18 protein-coding genes are annotated in these 22370 nt (G+C 66.0%); 14 read left to right on the plus strand and 4 right to left on the minus strand.

Annotation, left to right across the window (positions count from 1 at the left end):
• Positions 1 to 122: 122 nt before the first annotated feature.
• The 10 genes from ybgF to serA all read left to right on the plus strand — a co-directional run bounded on the left by ybgF (position 123) and on the right by serA (position 12749).
• Positions 123 to 1163 (plus strand): tol-pal system protein YbgF, encoded by a 1041-nt coding sequence (gene ybgF, locus LRX75_RS16095; protein WP_113152334.1) that lies wholly within the window; start codon positions 123 to 125, stop codon positions 1161 to 1163.
• Positions 1163 to 2563 (plus strand): tRNA lysidine(34) synthetase TilS, encoded by a 1401-nt coding sequence (gene tilS / locus LRX75_RS16100; RefSeq protein ID WP_231815742.1) that lies wholly within the window; start codon positions 1163 to 1165, stop codon positions 2561 to 2563. The genes ybgF and tilS overlap by 1 nt, the downstream gene beginning before the upstream one ends.
• Positions 2564 to 2669: 106 nt before the next feature.
• Positions 2670 to 4607, plus strand: a complete 1938-nt coding sequence (ftsH, locus tag LRX75_RS16105) for an ATP-dependent zinc metalloprotease FtsH (protein ID WP_231815743.1) — start codon at positions 2670 to 2672, stop codon at positions 4605 to 4607.
• A gap of 923 nt (positions 4608 to 5530) precedes the next feature.
• Complete coding sequence (glmM, locus tag LRX75_RS16110) at positions 5531 to 6883, plus strand: phosphoglucosamine mutase (RefSeq protein ID WP_231815744.1); 1353 nt, start codon at positions 5531 to 5533, stop codon at positions 6881 to 6883.
• 178 nt (positions 6884 to 7061) lie between these two features.
• Complete coding sequence (locus tag LRX75_RS16115) at positions 7062 to 7892, plus strand: outer membrane protein (protein WP_231815745.1); 831 nt, start codon at positions 7062 to 7064, stop codon at positions 7890 to 7892.
• A gap of 194 nt (positions 7893 to 8086) precedes the next feature.
• Positions 8087 to 8410, plus strand: coding sequence for a hypothetical protein (locus LRX75_RS16120; RefSeq protein ID WP_113152338.1), 324 nt, complete (start codon positions 8087 to 8089; stop codon positions 8408 to 8410).
• Between the two features lie 114 nt (positions 8411 to 8524).
• The gene (locus LRX75_RS16125) at positions 8525 to 9301 is read left to right on the plus strand and encodes an outer membrane protein (protein WP_231815746.1); all 777 of its coding nucleotides are present in this window, start codon (positions 8525 to 8527) and stop codon (positions 9299 to 9301) included.
• Between the two features lie 70 nt (positions 9302 to 9371).
• Complete coding sequence (locus LRX75_RS16130; RefSeq protein WP_231815747.1) at positions 9372 to 9683, plus strand: hypothetical protein; 312 nt, start codon at positions 9372 to 9374, stop codon at positions 9681 to 9683.
• A 185-nt stretch (positions 9684 to 9868) separates the two neighbouring features.
• Entirely contained in the window at positions 9869 to 11047 is a 1179-nt protein-coding gene (locus tag LRX75_RS16135) for a phosphoserine transaminase (RefSeq protein WP_231815748.1), read from the plus strand.
• A gap of 106 nt (positions 11048 to 11153) precedes the next feature.
• Positions 11154 to 12749 carry a phosphoglycerate dehydrogenase gene (gene serA, locus LRX75_RS16140; RefSeq protein WP_231815749.1) on the plus strand — a complete coding sequence of 532 codons (1596 nt, stop codon included), beginning with the start codon at positions 11154 to 11156 and terminating at the stop codon, positions 12747 to 12749.
• Between the two features lie 81 nt (positions 12750 to 12830).
• On the opposite strand, the gene LRX75_RS16145 is transcribed toward serA, so the two are convergent.
• Complete coding sequence (locus tag LRX75_RS16145) at positions 12831 to 13721, minus strand: DMT family transporter (protein ID WP_231815750.1); 891 nt, start codon at positions 13719 to 13721, stop codon at positions 12831 to 12833.
• 288 nt (positions 13722 to 14009) lie between these two features.
• Here LRX75_RS16145 and LRX75_RS16150 point away from each other — a divergent pair, with 288 nt between their 5' ends.
• Together LRX75_RS16150 and LRX75_RS16155 are read left to right on the plus strand one after the other, a co-directional pair.
• Positions 14010 to 15308 carry an adenylosuccinate synthase gene (locus tag LRX75_RS16150; RefSeq protein WP_113152344.1) on the plus strand — a complete coding sequence of 433 codons (1299 nt, stop codon included), beginning with the start codon at positions 14010 to 14012 and terminating at the stop codon, positions 15306 to 15308.
• Between the two features lie 122 nt (positions 15309 to 15430).
• Complete coding sequence (locus LRX75_RS16155; protein WP_420851214.1) at positions 15431 to 18034, plus strand: hypothetical protein; 2604 nt, start codon at positions 15431 to 15433, stop codon at positions 18032 to 18034.
• An 86-nt stretch (positions 18035 to 18120) separates the two neighbouring features.
• Here the strand turns inward: LRX75_RS16155 and LRX75_RS16160 are convergent, their stop codons facing one another.
• Positions 18121 to 18570, minus strand: a complete 450-nt coding sequence (locus LRX75_RS16160) for a YkgJ family cysteine cluster protein (protein ID WP_231815752.1) — start codon at positions 18568 to 18570, stop codon at positions 18121 to 18123.
• Between the two features lie 173 nt (positions 18571 to 18743).
• Positions 18744 to 19487: an outer membrane protein gene (locus LRX75_RS16165; protein ID WP_231815753.1), complete on the minus strand. Its 744-nt coding sequence runs from the start codon at positions 19485 to 19487 to the stop codon at positions 18744 to 18746.
• A gap of 313 nt (positions 19488 to 19800) precedes the next feature.
• Between LRX75_RS16165 and LRX75_RS16170 the strand changes: the two genes are divergently transcribed.
• Both LRX75_RS16170 and LRX75_RS16175 read left to right on the plus strand, forming a co-directional pair.
• Positions 19801 to 20970 (plus strand): alpha/beta hydrolase, encoded by a 1170-nt coding sequence (locus LRX75_RS16170; RefSeq protein WP_231815754.1) that lies wholly within the window; start codon positions 19801 to 19803, stop codon positions 20968 to 20970.
• A 57-nt stretch (positions 20971 to 21027) separates the two neighbouring features.
• Positions 21028 to 22050 (plus strand): Lnb N-terminal periplasmic domain-containing protein, encoded by a 1023-nt coding sequence (locus LRX75_RS16175; RefSeq protein WP_231815755.1) that lies wholly within the window; start codon positions 21028 to 21030, stop codon positions 22048 to 22050.
• A 42-nt stretch (positions 22051 to 22092) separates the two neighbouring features.
• Here the strand turns inward: LRX75_RS16175 and LRX75_RS16180 are convergent, their stop codons facing one another.
• On the minus strand, positions 22093 to 22347 hold the full coding sequence (locus LRX75_RS16180) for a hypothetical protein (protein WP_231815756.1): 255 nt from the start codon (positions 22345 to 22347) through the stop codon (positions 22093 to 22095).
• Positions 22348 to 22370 lie beyond the last annotated feature (23 nt).

The raw sequence follows: 22370 nt of genomic DNA on the forward strand, positions 1-22370 counted from the left end.
TCGGTCCGAGCGTTTCCGCGTTTCTTCTAAACGCGAAAACGCTCTCCTTTTGGTTTCACGCAATTCCGGACGCAAAACCGCTGCGCACGTTTGCTGAAATTGCTCTAGACGGGACACATGACATGAAGAACATTGTCGTGGCAGCCATGATCGGTCTTGGCGCCTTCGGGTCGCTGAGCCAGCCCGTGACTGCCATGCCGCTTTCCGGCTGGTTGGACAAGGCGTTCCACCGCAACGAGACGCAGCCTGTCGAACGGGCGCCGCTGCTGAAAGTGCAGGCCAGCGAGGCCGGGCGCATCGGGCAGCTCGAGGAAACGATCCGCTCCCTCAACGGGCGTATCGAAGAGATGAGCTTCCAGCTCCTGCAGATGCAGGAACAGATCCGGAAGTTCCAGGAGGACAACGAGCTGCGCTTCCAGGATCTCGAAGGCGCCAAGCCTGCGGCTCCGCGCAAGAGCGGGGCGCTCGAAACGCCGCGCACCTCCGGCGAGGCCATGGCGACCACCGGTCGCACGGCGCCGCCCTCAACCGTAACCGATCCCGGCGCAAGCACGGGATCGGAAACAGCCTCCGGCGCGGCCCCCGGCGCTCCGGGCAGCCTGCCGACGACGCTCGGCCAGATCATCCTCGACGATGCCGGCAACCCGATCGGCGCCAGTGCCGACAGGCTTCCGGATCCGAGCACCGATCCGGGCGCCGTCGCCTCCACCGATCCCGGCACGCGTGCCGCACCGGGCCTGAATGCCACGCCCGAGACCGAGCAGCAGACGGCCAGCCTCGACAATCCCGGCGATCTCTACCAGTCGGCCTATGGCCATGTGCTTTCCGGCGATTATAGTCAGGCGGAAAACGAGTTCCGCGACTATCTCGAAGCCTTCCCCAAGGGCGAGAAGGCGGCGGATGCCAGCTTCTGGATGGGCGAGGCCCAGTATTCCCAAGGGAAATTCAACGATAGCGCCAAGACCTTTCTGAATGCGCATCAGGCCTATTCCAAGTCGCCCAAGGCGCCGGAAATGCTTCTGAAGCTCGGCATGTCGCTGGCCGCGCTCGACAACAAGGAAACCGCCTGCGCGACGCTGCGCGAAGTCGGCAAACGCTACCCCAAGGCCTCCCCCGCGGTGAAGGCCAAGGTCACGACCGAGCAGAGCCGCCTGTCCTGCTGATGCCGCCGGTCGTTATGCCGATGCGGCCGCCGGCCCCGGCAGGCGCCCCAGGGGCGGCCGTTTCGCCGCTCGCCGCCGCGCACGCCTTTCTTTCCCGCCTGCGCCGCCCGTCCACCGTGCTCGTCGCCGTCTCCGGTGGCAGCGATTCGGTCGGCCTTCTGCTCGCCCTCCATCATGCCGTGAAGACGTCCGGCGTGCCCCATCGCCTCGTCGCCTGCACGGTCGATCACGCGCTGCGCCCCGGTTCGGCCGCCGAGGCCGAGGCGGTCGCCCGGCGGTGTGCCGCGCTCGGCATTCCCCATTCGGTCGCCCGCTGGGCCCATTCCGGCATCGTCTCCGGCCTACAGGCGGAGGCCCGCCTTGCCCGCTACCGTCTCCTGTCCGAAGCGGCGCGCGGTTTCGACGCCGATCTCGTCGTCACCGGCCATTCCTGCGACGATCAGGCCGAGACGGTCGCCATGCGGGCCGCCCGCCGTCCGGATGCGTCTCGCGACGAAACCGCCGCGATCGGCCTTGCCGGCATGGCCGATGCCGTCCTCTTCAACCGCACCCTCTGGATCTGCCGTCCCTTCCTCGCCGTGACCCGGCGGGCGGTGCGCGATCACCTCACCTCTCTCGGCGAAGGGTGGATCGACGATCCGAGCAATGACGATCCCCGTTTCGAACGCGTCCGCATCCGCCAGGCGGCTCGCGACAGCGCGGGGCAGGGGCCGGAGGCGATCCTGCGCGACGCCGTCTCGCGCCGCCTGACGTCGGACCGGGCGGTCGCGCAGCTTTTCACGGATCGCGTCCGCCTTCACGCAGAGATCGCCGCCGAGATTGCCTTTGCCGACGGCGAGGTGACCGATCTCCACGGGCAGCGGCTGCTCGTCCTGCTCGCCGCCACCCTGGCCGGAAAGCCGCACCCGATCGGGCAGGAGACGGCCGCCCGCCTCTTTCAATCCCTCGGCACCGGCCACGCGGGCGCGACCACCGCCGGCGGCTGCGTTTTCGAGCGTCGCGGCGGGCGGCTGTTCGTCTATCGGGAGCGTCGCAATCTTCCCCCGCCGATGATCCTTGCGCCGGGGCAGGCGCTGGTGTGGGACGGCCGCTTTGCGATCGGCAATCGCGGCCCGCGCGCCCTCACGCTCGCCGCGGGTGGCGATCCCGCGCTCGTCCGGAGGCTCACGGCCGCCGGCCTTCCCCCGGGCGTTGCCGGGCGCGTCGCCAAGGCGGCGCCCGACCTGCGGTTTCCCGATGGCGCGGCCGCGGATCCCGCGGCATTTTCCCGCACGCCCGTCATCGCGCCCTACGACACCTTTTTGCCGCGTTTCGACCTGATGATCGCGCAAAGCATCGCTGCGCAATTGCAGCGCGCGCCGTTTCCGACATGCCCGGTTGACGATATCTCGACGAAATGATCGGGCAAAGGGCGGTTTGCCTTGGCAAGGCCTGTCGCGAACCCTATGTTAGCGAAGAAATATGGGCCCCGGTCGCGGGGCGCCAGCACCGGTTCCGGGGAGTTCGATGAACCCTAATTTTCGTAATCTTGCCCTCTGGGCCATTATCGCTCTCTTGCTGATTGCGCTGTTCAGCATGTTTCAGCAGCCGTCGGAGCGGAGCGGCTCGCGGGAAGTTCCGTTTTCGCAGTTCCTGAAGGATGTCGATGGCAGCCGTGTCAAGGACGTCGTCATCACCGGCAACAAGGTGCTCGGCACGTTCAACGAGAGCGGCGCGACATTCCAGACTTATGCGCCCTCCGTGGATACGGCGCTCACCGAACGGCTGGAAGCCAAGAACGTGACGGTCACCGTCCGTCCGGAGACGGATGGGTCCAACGGCTTCCTGAGCTTCATCGGCACGCTGCTCCCCATGCTGCTGATCCTTGGCGTCTGGCTGTTCTTCATGCGCCAGATGCAGGGTGGCTCGCGCGGCGCGATGGGTTTCGGCAAGTCCAAGGCCAAGCTTCTGACCGAAGCGCATGGCCGCATCACCTTCGATGACGTCGCCGGCGTGGACGAAGCCAAGCAGGATCTTGAGGAAATCGTCGAATTCCTGCGCGATCCGCAGAAGTTCCAGCGTCTCGGCGGCCGTATTCCGCGTGGCGTGCTGCTCGTCGGCCCTCCGGGCACCGGCAAGACGCTGCTCGCCCGCTCTGTTGCCGGCGAGGCCAACGTGCCCTTCTTCACGATCTCCGGTTCGGACTTCGTGGAAATGTTCGTCGGCGTCGGCGCGTCCCGCGTCCGCGATATGTTCGAGCAGGCCAAGAAGAACGCGCCCTGCATCATCTTCATCGACGAAATCGATGCCGTCGGCCGCCATCGCGGCGCGGGTCTCGGCGGCGGCAATGACGAGCGCGAGCAGACGCTGAACCAGCTTCTGGTCGAAATGGACGGCTTCGAGGCCAACGAGGGCATCATCCTCATCGCCGCGACCAACCGTCCCGACGTTCTCGACCCCGCTCTGCTGCGTCCGGGCCGCTTCGACCGGCAGGTCGTCGTGCCCAATCCCGACATCAACGGTCGCGAGCGCATCCTCAAGGTCCACGTCCGCAACGTGCCGCTGGCACCGAATGTCGATCTGAAGATCCTTGCCCGCGGCACGCCCGGTTTCTCCGGTGCGGACCTGATGAACCTCGTCAACGAATCCGCCCTCATGGCCGCCCGCCGCAACAAGCGCGTCGTCACCATGGCCGAGTTCGAAGACGCCAAGGACAAGATCATGATGGGTGCGGAACGCCGCAACTCCGCCATGACCGAATCCGAGAAGAAGCTGACGGCCTATCACGAAGCCGGCCATGCCATCGTCGCGCTCAAGGTGCCGGCCGCCGATCCGCTGCACAAGGCGACCATCATTCCGCGCGGCCGCGCCCTCGGCATGGTCATGCAGCTGCCCGAGGGCGACCGCTATTCCATGAGCTACACATGGATGGTCTCGCGTCTCGCCATCATGATGGGCGGTCGCGTTGCCGAGGAAATCACCTTCGGCAAGGAGAACATCACATCGGGTGCCTCGTCGGATATCGAGCAGGCCACCAAGCTTGCCCGCGCCATGGTCACGCAGTGGGGCTTCTCCGACCAGCTCGGCCAGGTGTCCTACGGTGAAAACCAGCAGGAAGTCTTCCTCGGCCACTCCGTCTCGCAGTCGAAGAACGTTTCGGAAGCCACCGCGCAGAAGATCGACAACGAGGTTCGCCGCCTGATCGACGAGGCCTATGACGACGCCCGCCGGATCATCACGGACATGAATTCCGAGTTTGTGGCGGTCGCCGAAGGCCTGCTCGAATACGAGACGCTGACCGGCGAAGAGATCAAGGCGCTGATGCGCGGCGACAAGCCGGCCCGGGACCTCGGCGACGATTCGCCCCCCCCCCGCGGCTCCGCCGTCCCCTCGGCCGGGACCAAGAAGGACGGCACGACGCCCAAGGGCGAGGCCGAAGGCGGGCTCGAGCCGCAGCCGCAATAAGCTGCGCGCAGCGTTGCAGACCATCGAAACCCTTCGGCCGACGCCGGAGGGTTTTTTCGTTCCCCGTTGCACATGCTCGGGCTTGTTCCGGGCATCTGCAACGGTCTGATTTCCGTGAGGTCAGCAGATCTGGGCGTGAGGTCGAGCATGACGTCGTGCGAAACGAGAGCCTTCCGGGCCGTTTGAACCCTTCGGCCGACGCTGCAGGTTTTTTGTTTTCAAATTTTTTTCATATCCGCTTTTCCCCGCCCGCTTTTGCGCGATCATACTTGCCCTGTCCCGTTATCGGATGCACCGGAAGGCGTTCCGGCGAGGCGGGGCCGGTGCCGGGTGTGGGGAAACGACGCATGTCCTCCCGCCCGGGCTCGCGAAAGGGCCGTCCGTCACGGACCTCGACAGGGAAGCTGACGTGGCGATGTCATAGAAGAGGCCGGCGACCGTTGAAACCGCGGTCGTCCTGTGAAACCTGGCAAGGCGGCGGCAAGCCGCGCCGTGACTGCCGGACGCGCCATCGGGAAGAGCCGATGGAATCCTCTTCGAGACGGCCGGGCTGCGGGAAAAACCACCGAACGAGGCGCTGGAAGATGTCATCTTCCACTTCACTACCCAACGCGGCAGCTTCCAGCGCCTCGTCCGAACTGCCCTCTCTCCACGGCGTCCTGGCGCGCGTGGTTATCGGCGCGTTCCCGTCCCGCCATCGGTAAGCTTTACGAAGGTAACGGCGTGTAATCATTTCTGATGGCCGTGAGGATGCCGTTTTCCGGCTGTCTGTGGCAGAACGTGCCGAAAGCGGCATGGAGACCGGAGCGGTCCGGTCCCGGCAGAGCATTTTCGCCTCGCCTTTTGACGATGCGGCAATCAATGAGAGACAGCCGTCCGGTGAACCCGACTTCCCGGAAACGGCTCTGGACGATGGAGCGATCATGAAGCGCAGATATTTCGGCACCGACGGCATACGCGGGCAATCCAACATTTTCCCGATGACGCCGGATCTCGCCATGCGGGTCGGCATCGCCGTCGGCACCATCTTCCGCCGTGGCGCGCATCGCCACCGGGTCGTCATCGGCAAGGATACCCGCCTCTCGGGCTATATGCTGGAAAATGCGATGGTCGCCGGCTTCACCGCGGCCGGTGTCGATGCCTTCGTCCTCGGCCCCATTCCCACACCCGCCGTCGCCATGCTGACGCGCTCGCTGCGCGCGGATATCGGCGTGATGATCTCCGCCTCGCACAATCCGTTCGAGGATAACGGCATCAAGCTCTTCGGCCCCGACGGCTACAAGCTGTCCGACGATATCGAGAGCCAGATCGAGGAACTGCTCGATCAGGACCTGTCGATGCAGCTCGCGCGCAGCAACGAGATCGGCCGCGCCAAGCGCATCGACGGCGTGCATGACCGCTATATCGAGCACGCCAAGCGCACGCTGCCGCGCGACGTGACGCTGAAGGGCCTGCGCATCGCCATCGATTGCGCCAATGGCGCCGCCTACAAGGTCGCACCCGCGGCCCTCTGGGAGCTCGGTGCCGATGTGGTGTCGATCGGCACGGAGCCGAACGGCACGAACATCAATCTGGACTGCGGCTCCACCAGCCCGGCGGCCCTGTCGAAGAAGGTGCACGAAGTGCGCGCCGATATCGGCATCGCGCTCGATGGCGATGCCGACCGCGTGCTGATCGTGGACGAGAAGGGTACGATCATCGACGGCGACCAGCTGATGGCCGTCATCGCCGACAGCTGGGCGGCCGAAGGCATGCTGCGCGGCGGCGGCATCGTCGCCACGGTCATGTCCAATCTCGGTCTGGAGCGCTATCTGCAGAGCCGCAAGCTGTCGCTCCAGCGCACCAAGGTCGGCGACCGCTATGTCGTCGAGCATATGCGCGAGAACGGCTTCAACATCGGCGGCGAGCAGTCGGGCCATATCGTGCTGTCGGCTTTCGGCACGACGGGTGACGGCCTCGTCGCCGCGCTTCAGGTGCTCTCCAGCGTCAAGCGTCTCGGCAAGCCCGTCAGCGAGGTCTGCCACAAGTTCACGCCCGTGCCGCAGGTGCTGAAGAATGTGCGCATTTCCACCGGCAAGCCGCTCGAGGACAATGCCGTCCGGCAGGCGATCGCCGATGCCGAGGCCGCGCTGTCGAAGAACGGCCGTCTGCTCATCCGCCCCTCCGGCACCGAGCCGCTGATCCGCGTGATGGCGGAAGGCGACGATCGCGGCCAGGTCGAGCGCATCGTCGACGAGCTCGTCTCCGTCATCGGCTCCGTCCGCCACGCGGCATAGCGTTCTCTCTATCGACGGTTGAACACAGAACCCGGCCTCGCGCCGGGTTTTTTCTTTCGGAATACGGTGAATTTTCTTGGTTAAACGAGCCTTAACCAATCTCCTCCATGATGTTTTCCAACAGGACGGTCGGGCTGCGACGAAGGTGGGCTGACACAACATCGTTATGGAGTGAGCCATGAAGAGTTTCGTTATGGGCGTTGTGGCAGCGATGCTGACCGGCAGCGCTGCCTTTGCCGCCGACATCTACCAGCCCCCGGTCGAACAGGTCGTCGAAGCCGCCCCCGTCGAGGTGAGCGAGGCCGGCGGCTGGTACCTGCGCGGCGATGTCGGCTATGCCTTCACCAAGCTGCGCGGCGCCAAGTTCTATCAGGGCTCCAATTCCTACGAGCGCGATTTCGACAGCTACGATCTCGACAATACCTGGACCGGCGGCGTCGGCGTGGGTTACCAGATCACCCATCACCTGCGCACGGACGTCACGCTCGACTATCTCGGCAAGGCCGATTTCGAAGGCTCGACCACGGGCTCCTGCGGCGTCGCCACGTTCTGCACCTCGCGCGATATTTCCTCGATGACCGCCTGGAGCCTGATGGCCAACGCCTATGTCGATATCGGCACATACGGCATCTTCACGCCCTATATCGGTGCCGGCATCGGCGGCACGCAGGTCCGCTGGGACAAGCTGAAGAACACCAGCTGCGAAACCGGCAATCCCGACAATTGCGACGGCGAGTTCGAGCATGGCGGCAAGCGCAAGTGGCGCTTCACCTACGGCCTCATGGCCGGCACGGCCATCGACATCACCTGCAACCTGCAGGCCGATGTCGGCTATCGCTTCCGCCAGATTGTCGGCGGCGACATGTTCGGCTACAAGGAAAGCGGCGGCCCCGGTCGCGACAAGGGCATCAACATCCACGAGGCCCGCGCCGGCCTGCGCTACAATTTCGGTGGCTGCGAACAGGCCTATGTCCCGGAATATCCGGTCGAGCAGCCGGTCTACAAGTAAGCCGTCTTCCAAACGTCCTGTCCGAAAGCCGCCCCGAAAGGGCGGCTTTCGTGCGTTTTCGGCACGCCGCGCCGCGGCTCTGGTCAGGCGGCATTAACCAGTCTGGCGGGCGTAGCCGGGGGTTGCTTGTTCCCGTCGCGGCGCGGGTTAGGGTCGAACCGGATGATTCGATGAAAACTTGACGGGACGCGACGATGGACAGACATTTCTGGCGGATCACCGGCCATGCCGGCATGGACCAGATCTTCGAGCGCATCGTGCCCGTCGACAGCCTCTCGGACGCCGCCGTCTGCCTGCTGCTCCAGTGCCTGCTCGCCCGCGAGGTCGATATCAACCAGCTGATCGACGGTTTCGGCCTGGCCGACACCCAGGGGGCGGGCCCGCTGGATGTGCGCAGGGACCCCGGTCCGCCGCTGCAGTACCGGCTGACGGGCGCCGATGTCGTCTTCGAGGCGAGCGTCATGACGGAGCGCCCCCCGCAGTTCCGCGCGTCCTACGGCTCCGGCCTTGCCGCCTGAGCGGGTGCCTGCGTTAACGCGCCATTAACCATACCGGCCCAAAGGTTAACGCCTGTACATCGGTCGCCCGCGTGATTCGCCGGCCGGCCGCGACACCGGGCAATCGAGGGCTCCATGACGCGTCTTTCACCATTGGCCACGGCACGGGCAGCACGGGCCGCATCGTACCGCGCCGGCCTGGCCTGTGCCATCCTCGGCGCGGGCATCGGCCTGTCGACCGCGCAGGCGGAAGACGCGCCGCTCTCGGCGCCGGAGGTCACCATCGCCACGGACACCGTCTCGACCGGCCTCTATCTGCGCGGCGATCTCGGCTATGCGGCTTTTCGCGACGACGGTGCGCCCGACCTGTCGGTCGCCGGCGCCCGCCGCGGCTTCGATGACGATCGTTTCGACCGTCCGGTTTCCGGCACGCTCGGCCTCGGCTACCGGCTGACCGACATCCTGCGCGCCGACCTCACCGCCGACCTGTTCGACGGCCGCTTCGAAGGCACGCAGGAAACGGCCGGCGTCTCGACCCGCTATCGGGCAGACCTGCGCGGCGTCGGCCTCATGGCCAATGCCTATGTCGATCTCGCGACCGTCGCCGGCTTCACGCCCTATCTCGGTGCCGGTATCGGCGCGACCTATGTCGATTGGCAGGACGTGACCGTTCGCAGCGGTGGCGCTCCGGTTGCCGGTGGCGCTTACGAGGGGGATGACGGCTGGCGCTTCACCTATGCCCTCATGGCCGGCGCCTCCTACGACCTTACGGAGCGGTTGAAGCTCGATATCGGCTACCGCTACTCCGACATTGCCAGGGGCGACATGTTTGCCCGCGCCGGCGAGCAGGCTCGCGACGACGGCCTTTCGCGCCACGAAATCCGCGCCGGCCTGCGCTTCTCGCTGTATTAGCCTGGCCGATCCAGCAAGGAGGAACCTTGTCGCGGTCCGCAGGTTCTGGCTTCACCACAAGGAGCCTGCCATGACCGACATCGGAAACCCCATCCCCCGCGGCACGATCGATAACGACGCTCCCCTCGTCGATGAGGCGCTCGCCGCGAAAGACGATGTGTCCTCCAGCGACGCCGCCGATACGGTGGCCGCGCTCAAGGCGGAAATCGAGACGCTCCGCACGCGCATCGCCGAGCATCGATCGGAAGCCGTGGCGCAGGTCCGCTCCACCGTGCGCGATCGCCCGCTCGTCAGCCTCGCCGCGGCCCTGCTCGCCGGCTATGGCATCGCACTTGCCCTCCACGGCGGCCGTGCGGTCCGCACCGGATACAGCTGGCGATAGGGCCCGCGCCGGGCGCTTTGCCCGGGCTTGCCACCAGATCTGAAAACGTCCTGCCCTTTGCTCTGAGCGACAGTCCGCGTCAAGAACGCGGACTTTTTTGTTGCGTTCCATGAGCAGTTTCTATAATCACGGCGGCAGGACACGCCTCCCTAACGAGGTGCTTTCTATCTGGAAGGATAGCCATCATGAAGACGACTGCGACACCGGACCTTCGTCCGGCCAATACCCATTTCTCGTCTGGACCCTGCTCCAAGCGCCCCGGTTGGTCGCTGGATGCCCTCTCCGACGCACCGCTCGGCCGCTCGCATCGCGCCAAGGTCGGCAAAGCCAAGCTCAAGCAAGCCATCGATCTGACCCGCGAGGTCCTCAACGTGCCGGCGGATTACCGCATCGGCATCGTGCCGGCCTCCGACACCGGCGCCGTGGAAATGGCGATGTGGTCGCTGCTCGGCGAGCGCGGCGTCGATATGGTCGCCTGGGAAAGCTTCGGTTCCGGCTGGGTGTCCGACGTCGTGAAGGAGCTGAAGCTCTCCGACGCCCGCAAGATCACCGCCGACTACGGCAAGCTGCCGGATCTCTCCACGATCGATTTCAACCGGGACGTCGTCTTCACCTGGAACGGCACCACCTCGGGCGTTCGCGTTCCCAATGCCGATTTCATTCCCGCCGACCGTCAGGGCCTGACGATCTGCGATGCGACCTCCGGCGCCTTCGCGCAGAACCTCGATTTCGCCAAGCTCGATGTCGTCACCTTCTCCTGGCAGAAAGTGCTGGGCGGCGAGGGCGGCCATGGCGTGCTCATCCTGTCCCCCCGCGCCGTCGCGCGGCTGGAAAGCTACACCCCGGCCTGGCCGCTGCCGAAGATCTTCCGCATGACCAAGGGTGGCAAGATCATCGAGGGCATCTTCCAGGGCGAAACGATCAACACGCCCTCCATGCTCTGCGTCGAGGACTATATCGATGCGCTGCAGTGGGCAAAGTCGCTGGGCGGCCTCGACGCGCTGATGGCGCGGGCGGATGCCAATGCGCAGGTCATCTTCGATTACGTCGAGAAGACCGACTGGATCGCCAACCTCGCAGAGGTTGCGGACACCCGCTCGAACACCTCGGTCTGCCTCAAGATCGTCGATCCCGAGGTGACGGCGCTTGCGCCCGACCAGCAGGAGGCCTTTGCCAAGGGCATGGTCGCGCTGCTCGAAAAGCAGGGCGTCGCCCATGATATCGGCGCCTATCGCGATGCCCCCTCGGGCTTCCGCATCTGGGCCGGCGCGACCATCGACACGGCCGACCTCGAAGCGCTGATGCCCTGGTTCGACTGGGCGTTCGCGACCCAGAAGGCCACGCAGCTCAAGGCCGCAGCTTAAGGCCGGCAAGCGTCGGGACCGCGCCTCGTCGCGCGGTCTCCGCCACGGTCCGACGCGCACCAAATCCCGTTTCCCCACAAGACGTTCTCACCAGTGGAGGCCTCTCATGGCACCTCGCGTTCTCGTATCCGACGAACTGTCGGAAACCGCCGTCCAGATCTTTCGCGATCGCGGCGTCGATGTCGATTTCCAGCCGCAGCTCGGCAAGGACAAGGACAAGCTTGCCGAAATCATCGGCAATTACGACGGCCTCGCCATCCGCTCCGCCACCAAGGCGACGGAAAAGCTGATCGCGGCTGCGACCAACCTGAAGGTCATCGGCCGCGCCGGCATCGGCGTCGACAATGTCGATATCCCCGCCGCCTCGCGCCGCGGTATCATCGTCATGAACACCCCCTTCGGCAACTCCATCACCACGGCCGAGCACGCCATCGCGCTCATGTTCGCCGTCGCCCGCCAGCTGCCGGCCGCCGACACCTCGACCCAGGCCGGCAAATGGGAAAAGTCCAAGTTCATGGGCGTCGAAATCACCGGCAAGACGCTCGGCGTCATCGGCGCCGGCAATATCGGCTCCATCGTCATCTCCCGCGCCATCGGGCTGAAGATGCACGTCATCGCCTACGATCCCTTCCTGTCGAAGGAGCGCGCGGAGGAAATGGGCGTGAAGAAGGTCGAGCTCGACGAGCTGCTGGCCAACGCCGATTTCATCACCCTGCACGTGCCGATGACCGACAAGACGCGCGGCATCCTGAATGCCGAAGCGCTCGCCAGGACCAAGCCCGGCGTGCGCATCATCAACTGCGCCCGTGGCGGCCTCGTGGACGAGGCGGCCCTTGCCGAAGCCATCAAGTCCGGCCATGTTGCCGGTGCCGGCTTCGACGTGTTCGAAACGGAGCCTGCCAAGGACAGCCCGCTGTTCGGCCTGCCGAACGTCGTCTGCACTCCGCATCTCGGTGCCGCCACCACGGAAGCGCAGGAAAACGTCGCCCTTCAGGTCGCCGAACAGATGTCGGACTACCTCGTCAAGGGTGCCGTTTCCAACGCGATCAACATGCCCTCGATCACCGCCGAGGAAGCCCCGATCCTCAAGCCGGTCATCCGTCTGGCCGAAGTGCTCGGCGCCTTCGTCGGTCAGGTCACGGAAAGCGCGATCAAGGAAATCGAGATCCTCTATGACGGCTCGACCGCCGCCATGAACACCAAGGCCCTGACGAGCGCGGCCCTTGCCGGCCTCATCCGCAGCCAGGTGGCGGACGTCAACATGGTCTCCGCGCCGATCATGATCAAGGAAAAGGGCGTCATCCTTTCCGAAATCAAGCGCGACAAGACCGGCGTGTTCGACGGCTACATCAAGCTGACGGTGACGACGGAAACCCAGACACGTTCGGTCGCCGGCACGGTGTTTTCGGATGGCAAGCCGCGCTTCATCCAGATCAAGGACATCAATCTGGATGCCGACGTCGGCAGCCACATGGTCTACATCACCAACACCGACGTTCCCGGCATGATCGGCTTCATCGGCAAGACCTTCGGCGACGCCGGCGTCAACATCGCCAACTTCCAGCTCGGCCGCAAGGATGCGGGCTCGGATGCGATCGCGCTGCTCTATGTCGATGGTCCCGTGCCGGAAAGCCTCCTGAAGACGCTGACCGACAACCCGGCCATCCGCCAGGCAAAGCCCCTGGTCTTCAACGTCGAATAAGCCGGCGACAGCCCGCTCGATACCATGACAAACGCGCCGGATCCTCAGGGTCCGGCGCGTTTTTCCGTGTCCGATCCGGTCTTACCCGGCCACCTTGGGCCGCCCCTTTTCCGCCACCGCGATGCCCACGAGGGCGAGGAGGAGGGCGACGATGTGGAAGGTGTGCAGGGTTTCGCCGATCAGGGCGATCGACAGGAGCGTGCCGAAGATGGGGATGAGATTGATGAACAGCCCGGCGCGGTTGGGACCGATCAGCTCGACCCCGCGCACATAGAGGATCTGCGAGATCAGCGAGGGGAAGATGCCGGCATAGGCGACGATGATCCAGCCGGTCGCGTCCGGCCAGATCATCGCGCCGGAGGCGTTTTCCCAGATCATCAGCGGCACGCTGCTCAGGAGCGCCGCGAAGGCGGAGACGGCGATCAGGCTTTTCCAGTGGATGCCCGGCTTGTAGCGCAGCGACACGGTGTAGCCGGCATAGACGAGCACGGCGAACATCATCAGCGCGTCGCCGCGGTTGAGGTCGAGCGAGAGCAGCGTCGAGAGATCGCCGTGCGATGTGGTCAGCGCGACGGCAAACAGCGTCAGCGCAAAGCCGAACCACTGGGCGAGCGAGACGCCGGTGCGAAACAGCACGAAGTTCATGGCGAAGATCACCATGGGGATCGCGGCCTGTTCGATCACCGCATTGATGGCGCTGGTATATTGCAGGGCGGAATAGAGCGAGGCATTGAAGGCAGTGAAGCCGACGGCGCCGTAGCTGAACAGCAGCAGCCAGTGCCGGCGGATGAGCGGCCAGTCCTTGCGCAGCTGGGGAATGGCGATGGCCAGAAGCAGGGTGCAGGCGATCACCCAGCGCATGCCCGTCAGCAGCATGGGGCTCACATGACCGACGGCGATCTTACCGGCCACGGAGTTGCCGCCCCAGATGAAGGTGGTCAGCGCAAGGATCAGATAGGCCTGGATGTTCAAGCTGAAATTCCGTCCCGGTCAAGAGGAGTGCGCATTTGCGGCGCATCTTCGTGCTGCATATCGCGTAAAGCGGCATGCTGCCATGCAAAAAGCCCTGAATCGCGGGCGAACGGAATAGCTTTTGAAAAAACAAGACAGTATAGATGCGCGGGTTTGCAGCCCCGGATCGAGGGGATTGCAGCACCATGGGTCGGTGCGGGATGCCATTGCCGGACGAGGCAGGGCGATCGCGCGCAAGGCGAAGATGAGCGCGGATGAAAACGTGCGCTTGCAGACAGGGAAAACGAAATGACGAATGTCGTGGTTGTCGGATCGCAATGGGGTGACGAGGGCAAGGGCAAGATCGTCGACTGGCTCTCCGAACGCGCCGATGTCGTCGTCCGTTTCCAGGGCGGGCACAATGCCGGTCATACGCTCGTCATCGACGGTACCAGCTACAAGCTGTCGCTGCTGCCCTCCGGCGTCGTTCGCCCGGGCAAGCTCGCCGTCATCGGCAACGGCGTCGTCATCGACCCGCATGCGCTGATCGCCGAGATCGAGAAGCTGGACGGGCAGGGCGTGACGATCACGCCGGAAAACCTGCGCATCGCCGACAATGCGACGCTGATCCTGTCGCTGCACCGCGAGCTGGACGGCATCCGCGAGGACGCGGCCTCCAACAGCGGCACCAAGATCGGCACCACCCGCCGCGGCATCGGCCCGGCTTACGAGGACAAGGTCGGCCGCCGCGCCATCCGCGTCATGGATCTCGCCGATCTCTCGACGCTGCCGGCCAAGGTCGATCGTCTGCTCACACATCACAATGCCCTGCGCCGCGGCCTGAACGAGGCCGAAGTCAGCCATGCCGCGATCATGGACGAGCTGTCCTCGATCGCCGCCCGCGTGCTGCCCTTCATGGATACGGTCTGGCTGCTGCTCGACCGCCTGCGCCGCAAGGGGGCGCGCATCCTGTTCGAAGGCGCGCAGGGGACGCTGCTCGACATCGACCACGGCACCTATCCCTTCGTCACCTCGTCCAACACGGTGGCCGGCCAGGCCGCGGCCGGTTCGGGCATGGGTCCGGGCGCGCTCGGCTATATCCTCGGCATCACCAAGGCCTATACGACCCGCGTCGGCGAAGGCCCGTTCCCGACCGAGCTGCACGACGAGATCGGCCAGTTTCTCGGCGAGAAGGGCCATGAATTCGGCACCATCACCGGGCGCAAGCGCCGCTGCGGCTGGTTCGATGCCGCCCTCGTGCGCCAGTCGGTCGCCACCAACGGCATCACCGGCATCGCGCTGACCAAGCTCGACGTGCTGGACGGTCTGAAGGAGCTGAAGATCTGCGTCGGCTATACGCTGGATGGCGTCGAGATCGACCATCTCCCGGCAAGCCAGGCCAGCCAGGCCCGGGTCGAGCCGGTCTACATCACGCTGGAGGGCTGGCAGGAGTCGACGGTCGGCGCGCGCAGCTGGGCCGATCTGCCCGCCCAGGCGATCAAATATGTCCGTCAGGTCGAAGAGCTGATCGGCGCGCCGGTCGCGCTCCTGTCCACAAGTCCGGAGCGCGACGATACCATACTTGTTACCGATCCGTTTGAGGACTAGGTTAACGGACCTGTGACGGGGTGATGAAAAGGGCGTAAAGCGCGGGTTTTGTAAGAGATCCCGCGCTTGCGTCACATCACGTATCGGCTTAATCACCCCGAAGGGTTGAAAGAAAGTTTTCGATGGCGGATTTTGTAGCAGTTATTCGCAGGACCGTGGACGGCTTGTCCGACAACAGTCCGGACATGCGGTCCAGGGTTTACGAAAAGGCCCGGGGCGCCGTCCGTCGCCAGCTCGAAAGCATGAAGCCGCGTCCCTCCGACGAGATGATCGACCGGCAGATGGGCAAGCTCGAAGCGGCCATCACCGAGGTGGAGGCGAGCCATGCGGGCCTCCCTGCCGATCATGGGCCTGCCGAACATGCGCCTGACGACAATGCCGCGCCCGCCGCCGCGGCCGCTGGGGCTGTCGCTCCTGCCGTCGTTGCTCCTGCGGTCCTGCCAGCCGACGATGCACCCGCCGCCGCGCCCGCCGATGTCACCTTCGAACAGCCGCCCGTTCCCTACGATGTGACGCATGTCGATCGGCAGGACGGCGTCGAAGCCGCCCCGGCCGTGCCGGAACCCGAGCCCGAGCCCGAACCTGTCGCTGTCATTCCCCCGGAGCCGGAGCCCGTCTACGAAGAGCCCGCGCCCGTTTACGAAGAGCCGGTCTCCGTCGAGGAGACCGCGGCGTTCGACGAGGTGGCGCCGGAGCCGGTAAATCCGCCGGAGGATGACCCGGAGCCGCAGGTCGAGCCGCTGCCGGTCACCGACCGGGAAGCGCTGGACGCGGCCGACGTTCTGGCCGAGGAATATGCCCAGATCCAGGAGCCCGCGGCGCGCGCCCGGGAAAGCGCCGACGAGAACGACGCGGTTGCGCTCGAAGAGCCCACTGTCGAGGAACCCGCGCCCGCGGAGGCGCCGGCGCAGGACTGGGCCGAGCCCGCGCCTGTCGAACATGACGCGCCGGAACCGGCCGAACCCGCATCCATCGAATCCGACTATGTCGAACCGGAGGCACTCCCGCCGGAGCCTGAACGGTTCGAGCCGGCCTCCGTCGTGGAGCCGGTCGAGCCCGCGCGCGACGTCAGCGCCATGCCGGCGGCCGACTGGGAACTGCCCGACTGGAACGCACCGACGACCGAGCAACCCGCCATGCCGGTTGCCGCGCATATCGAGCCCGTCTGGACGGAAAGCGTCGGGACGCATCCGGCCGAGGACGTCGCGGATCACGACGCCGGCTGGGCCGATGCGCCGGTCGCGCATGACGATCACCATGACGCCGCCGATGTCGCGCCCGTCGTCCTGCCCGCCGTTTCCGGCGGCCTGACGCCTGAGGGCGAGCCCTCGCATTCCTGGGCGCTCGACGAGACGGACCCTTTTCAGCACGATGTCCGCCCCGAGGGCACAGAGCCTGCCGTGTCGGACTGGTCCTGGCCGGTCGATCGCACCAACGAGGCCGAGCCGGCGAGCCCGAGCGATGAGCCGCCGCCACCGCAGAACTGGGACGAGATCGACAGCCTGCTGGCAGCCGGCGGTGCCGCGGCTGCGGCCCAGAGCCGTCCTCCGCTCGATCCGTCGGAAGCGCCTGCCGCACCGCGTCGCCCGGCATCCTATCGCGCCGAGCCGCGCAAGTCGGCTTTCAGCATCAAGCGCGTCGCCACCGTTCTCGTCCTGCTGCTCGTCTTCGGCGGCGGTGGCTATGCCTACTGGATGAACCGCGATGCGGTGAACGGCTGGGTTTCCGAGACGATTGCCTCCCTGAACACGGCGCCGCCGACGGCCAGCAATGGCGGAACCTCGGCGACGGGAACCGGCGGCGCGGCCTCCGGCACGGCGGCGAACGGCAATGCGACGACCGACGTGGCGTCGGCCGAGCCGAGCAACAAGTTTACCCAGCGCCTGCAGACCGACGGCACGGAGATCGACGAAGGCGCTGCCCAGCCGCCGGCCGGCGCCAGCGCCGCGCAGGAAGGCAAATCCGTCGCCGCCCAGACCGAGGCGAGCCGCCCGGTCGATACGGCCGATGCCGGAGCGACGGCGACGCCGCCGATCGCCGGCACGCCAACGGCTCAGGCCGATCCGTCTGCCGCGACACCCGCCGCGGGGACGGACGCGGCTCCCGCCACGATACCGCCGGTCACCCCGACCGCCGCACCGGACGCGGCCACGACCCAGATGCCGGCCGGCGCCCAGAAGATGTTCCTCTACGAGGAGCGTCTCGGCCAGACGGCACCGACCGCCATCGAAGGCGGCGTGGCGTGGTCGCTCAAGGAGGAAGCGCCCGAAGCCGGCCAGCGTCCCGAACCCGTCATCCAGGCGCAGATCACCGTGCCGGATCGCGGCCTGACCGCGCTGATGACCATCAAGCGCAACACCGATACCTCGCTGCCGGCCAGCCACACGATCGAGTTCGTGTTCTCGCTGCCGGAGAATTTCGAGGGCGGCAGCATCGACAGCGTCCAGCGCGTCGCGATGAAGCGCAACGAGCAGGATCGCGGCGATCCGCTGATCGCGGTGCCCGCCAAGATCACCGACGACTTCCACATGATCGCGCTCAACGACTTTCCGGAAGCCGTGACGACCAATCTCGACCTCCTGCGCACCCGCTCGTGGATCGACATTCCCCTGACCTACCGCAACGGCCGCCGCGCGCTGCTGACGCTGGAGAAGGGGGCGGCCGGCAACGAGGCGTTCACGCAGGCGCTGGCCGCCTGGAGCCAGGCGCGTCCGGCCGGCAACTGATCGATGATGCCTTCCGGGGTCGCCTTGCGGTCCCGGAGGTCATGATCGAACACGATCAGGCCCGGTGATGAGGCCGAGTGATCAGGTCAGGCCTGCGCCGGCTCGACCTTGAAGACATCGTCGCCCACGAACACGATGACATAGCCGCCGCGGGCCGCGGCGTCTGTCGCCCAGCGTTCCAGCCCGGCTCTGTACGGCGCCTGCCGCCAGATGGAGGGGTGATCGGGATCGACCAGCACGGTCGTTTGCGGTCCCTGTTCATAGACCATCATATGCGCGACCAGCGGCTCCCATTCCGGCCCGAGATCGGGTTTCGTCATCCAGGCACACAGGAAATCCCGACAGAGCTGCGGCCGCGCCGCATAGATCGTGCAGCCGCGCTCCGCCACGCAATGGCGGCACCAGGCATTGGCCGGTTTTTCCAGCGCATCGATATCGGGCAGGCGGCAGCAGAGCGTGCAGGTGCGGCAGCGGCGCGCCGTTGCCTCCGCGGGCGGAAGCCCGGTCTCTTTGGGGTCGCTCTCGGAGCCTGTCACCTATCCTGCCCTCCTGCGCGTGATGGCCGCCGATCGTCCGTCGCCCCCCGCATACGAAAAAGCCGGCTGGAGGGCCAGCCGGCTTTTTGCGTTCGGTGACGGAAAGGCCTCTCGTTCGTTGCCTTTGCCGCATTGTCCAGTGCCGAAGCGTGTCCGCTTCGGCTGGAAGGCTCTTAGAAGCTCTTGCGGAAACCGACGATGACGGCGTGGCTGCGGAAATCGGTTTCCGAACGCGAGCCGTCGCGTGCCGTGAAGGAGAAGTTGTCGGCCGCGGTGAAGCGGTAGCCGATGTCGAAGGTGGTGTTGGTCAGGAGGGCGACGTTGGTGAACAGGCCCAGTTCCTGGATGTTGATGCCGACACCGGCGTCGAGGTGGTAGGCGAAGCGCGTGTCGTCATCGTCCATCAGCGTGGCAACGCCGGCAACGCCCTGGCGACGCAGCTCGAGGTTCATGACACCGACGCCGCCGCCGACATACGGCGTGATGGCGGAAAGCTGGCCGCCGAGCGGGATGTCGAGGTAACCGTTGACATAGCCCTGGATGGTGGTTGCATCGCCGAAGCTGTCGATGGAGCGGATGGCGCCGACGCCGCTGACACGGTGGTTGTCGACCGACGCGTTGCCGTAGCCGACTTCCAGTTCGACGCGGGGGGAGACATAGCCCATGTCGCCGAAGCTGTAACCGGCGCGAACGCCGCTATAGTAGCCGACGTCGTAATCCGTGCTGACGCGGGCGCCGCCGGCGGCAAACGAGGTGTCGTCGAGGAAGGTCAGGCTGCTGACCGAACCGAGGTAGAAGCCGCCATTGGTTTCCACGACGACCGGGCCGACCGGCTCGGTCAGATCCGCCGCGCGGACGATGGAGCCGGAGGCCGCCAGAGCAACGCCGGCGAGCAGGATCTTGGTAAAGCGGGTCATGAATCTATCCTTCGAAAAGTGAGGGGCGCAATCGGCAAGCGTGCGTCGGATGAGGCTGTAGGTAGCTCGATTTGCCGCGAGCAGTAGAGGCGGACACCGGAAAACGGGGTGCGGGTCATCTCGAAAAATGGGGCTGTTGCATGAAAGTCACGAATGCGTCTCCCGCGTGTGTTGGAAAAGACTTAAGGACGGAAACGCGAGATGGTCAGCGGGCGGGCACGGCCCTATGTTGTCTCGCGGGGTGCCCGCAGCGTTTGGACGGGGTGCCGAGACCGTCTGCGCCGTGCCGTGCTAGAACCCGTGAGGAAGCCTGATGATCGTGATCCGCGCCGGTGCCGTCGCCTTGCCGCGTGTCCGTCTGTGCGTCCCCATCCTCCTGTTCGGCCTGCTGGCGGCGCTTGGCGGCTGTGCCAGCCGCCCGTCATCCGCCGTGCTCGATCCCGTGTCGCCGGCCCGGGCAACGTCGGGGGAGGCGGCCGCAGCCGGCAACAAGGCGCTCACGCTCTATGCCGTCACCAATCGCGAACGGGACGGCGACGGCTTCGATGGCGACCGTGCGCGCGACCTGACCTATGAGCGTTACCGGCTGACCATCCCCGCATCGCATACGCCCGCGGCCATCGAATATCCCACGCGGAAGCCGGACCCGGCACGGGCGATGACGGTGCGCGAGCGTCGCGCGCTCGACCAGCGCAGCATGGTGGCCGCCATCGTCTCGCAGCCCGGCTTCGACGGCACGATCGGCCTCTTCGTGCACGGCTTCAACTATCGCTACCAGGAGGGCGTGTTCCGGTTGGCGCAGATGGCGGTGGATTCGCGCAGCAAGGCGACGCCGGTGCTGTTTTCCTGGCCCTCCCAGGGTGCGCTGTCCGGCTATCTCGCCGATCGGGATGCCGTGCTCTTTTCGCGCGACGATCTGGTGTCGCTGATGGCGGCGCTGAGCGAGACGCGCAAGGTGCGGCAGATCCTCGTGTTCGGCCACAGCATGGGCGGCTTCCTCATCATGGAAGCGCTGCGCCAGCTGCGCCTGACGGATCGCGGCGACGTGCTCGACAAGCTGACCGTGATCCTCGCGGCGCCCGATATCGATGCGGACCTCTTCCGCCGGCAGATGGACGTGGTCGGCCGGTTGCGCTCGCCGCTGGTGCTGCTCGTCTCGCCGGAGGACGAGGCGCTGGCGGCCTCGAGCCTCCTCAGCGGCGCGCGGCCGCGGGTCGGGCGGCTGGATGTCGAGGATCCGAAGGTGCGGGAAACGGCGAAGGCCTATGGCGTCCTCGTGGTCGATATCACTTCGCTGAACGCCCCGGACGGGCTCGGCCACGACCGGTATGCGAGCCTTGCCGCGCTGGCGCCGCAGGTCGGCGTGCTCGGCCGGCCGGGCGCCGCCACGCCCACGGATGTCGGTGCCTTCATTCTCGATGCGGCGGGGCAGGTGGTGGCAAGCCCGTTCACCGTCGCCGGCCGCATACTCGCTCCGCGATAGCCTCCCGCGCCGCGCAGGAAGCACCACCGACGTCATCTCCGCGAAGAGGTTCCCAGCATGCACCTGATCACGACCCTTGCCACCGGCCTTTTCCGTGCGCTCCTGCTGCTGCTCGCTCTGCTGGCCACGGTGTGGACGGCGCTGGCGCTGTGGTACCGCATTCCGGGCGACGGCCTGCTGCGCGGCGTCGCGGTGTTCCTCTGGGTCGTCTTCATCCTCGGCCTGATCCTGTTTGCCCGGCGCCATCCGCTTGCCGCCGCCGGCATCTTTCTCGTGGGACTCCTCGCCGTCGGTCTCTGGTGGCAGACGATCCGCCCGCGGCTCGATCGCGACTGGGCGCCCGATGTCGCCCGCACGGTCACGGGGACGATCGGCAACGGCGACGCCGGCGGCGGGCATGTCGTCACGCTGCGCAACGTGCGCAATTTCCGCTGGACGAGCGACCGCGACGCCGAGCCGCTGTGGGAAACCCGCAGCTACGATCTCGATACGATCACCGGCACGGATCTCGTTCTCTCGTATTGGGGCATGGACGCCATCGCCCATACGCTCGTCAGCTTCAGCTTTGCCGATGGCCAGCGCGTGACCTTCTCGGTCGAAATCCGCCGCGAAAAGACCGAGGAATTTTCCTCCATCGCCGGTTTCTTCAAGAGCTACGAACTCGCCTTCATCGCCGCCGACGAGAGCGATATCCTCTATCTCCGGACCAACATGCGCGGGGAGGATGCCTATCTCTACCCGCTGGCGCTGCCCCGGCAGGCGGCCGCCGCCCTTTTCCTCACCTATGTCAACGCCGCCAACGAACGCGCCGAGACGCCGCAATTCTACGATACGCTGACCAGCAACTGCACCACCGTCATCTTCGATCTCGCCCGCCTGGTCTCCCCCGGCATCCCTATGGACTGGCGCATCCTGCTGTCGGGCTATCTGCCGAGCTACCTCCTCGAACAGGATGCGACGGTGTGGAAACTGCCGGAAAAGGCCTTGCGCGCCAAAGCCGCCATCAGCGCCAAGGCGCGGGCCAACCCCACCAACGGCCCGGACTATTCCACGATCATCCGCGCCGAGCCCGCGCCGTAAGGGGTCAAGGCTGGTCGTGGGGGGCGCTTCGGACGGGCGGCTTCAGCGCCACCGCCGGTGCAGGACGACGGCGACCGCGAGGATCACCAGTGCCGTCGGCCAGAAATCCGTCATCTGGTCGAACGACCATTTCCACATCTCGTACCCTTCCAGATGCGGCGGCTGCATGTTCACGCTGACCTCGAAATCCCGCTTCTCCCGCCCATGAAAATGCCCGATGGCAAACGCCAACCCCATGAGCACAGCCACCCGCCGCTCGAAGAAAACGCACAGCAAGACGGCCACGACAACGGCCATGACGCTGGCTTCGACGATGTGCG

The sequence above is a fragment of the Rhizobium quercicola genome (genome assembly GCF_021168455.1).
Classification (GTDB): domain Bacteria; phylum Pseudomonadota; class Alphaproteobacteria; order Rhizobiales; family Rhizobiaceae; genus Ferranicluibacter; species Ferranicluibacter quercicola.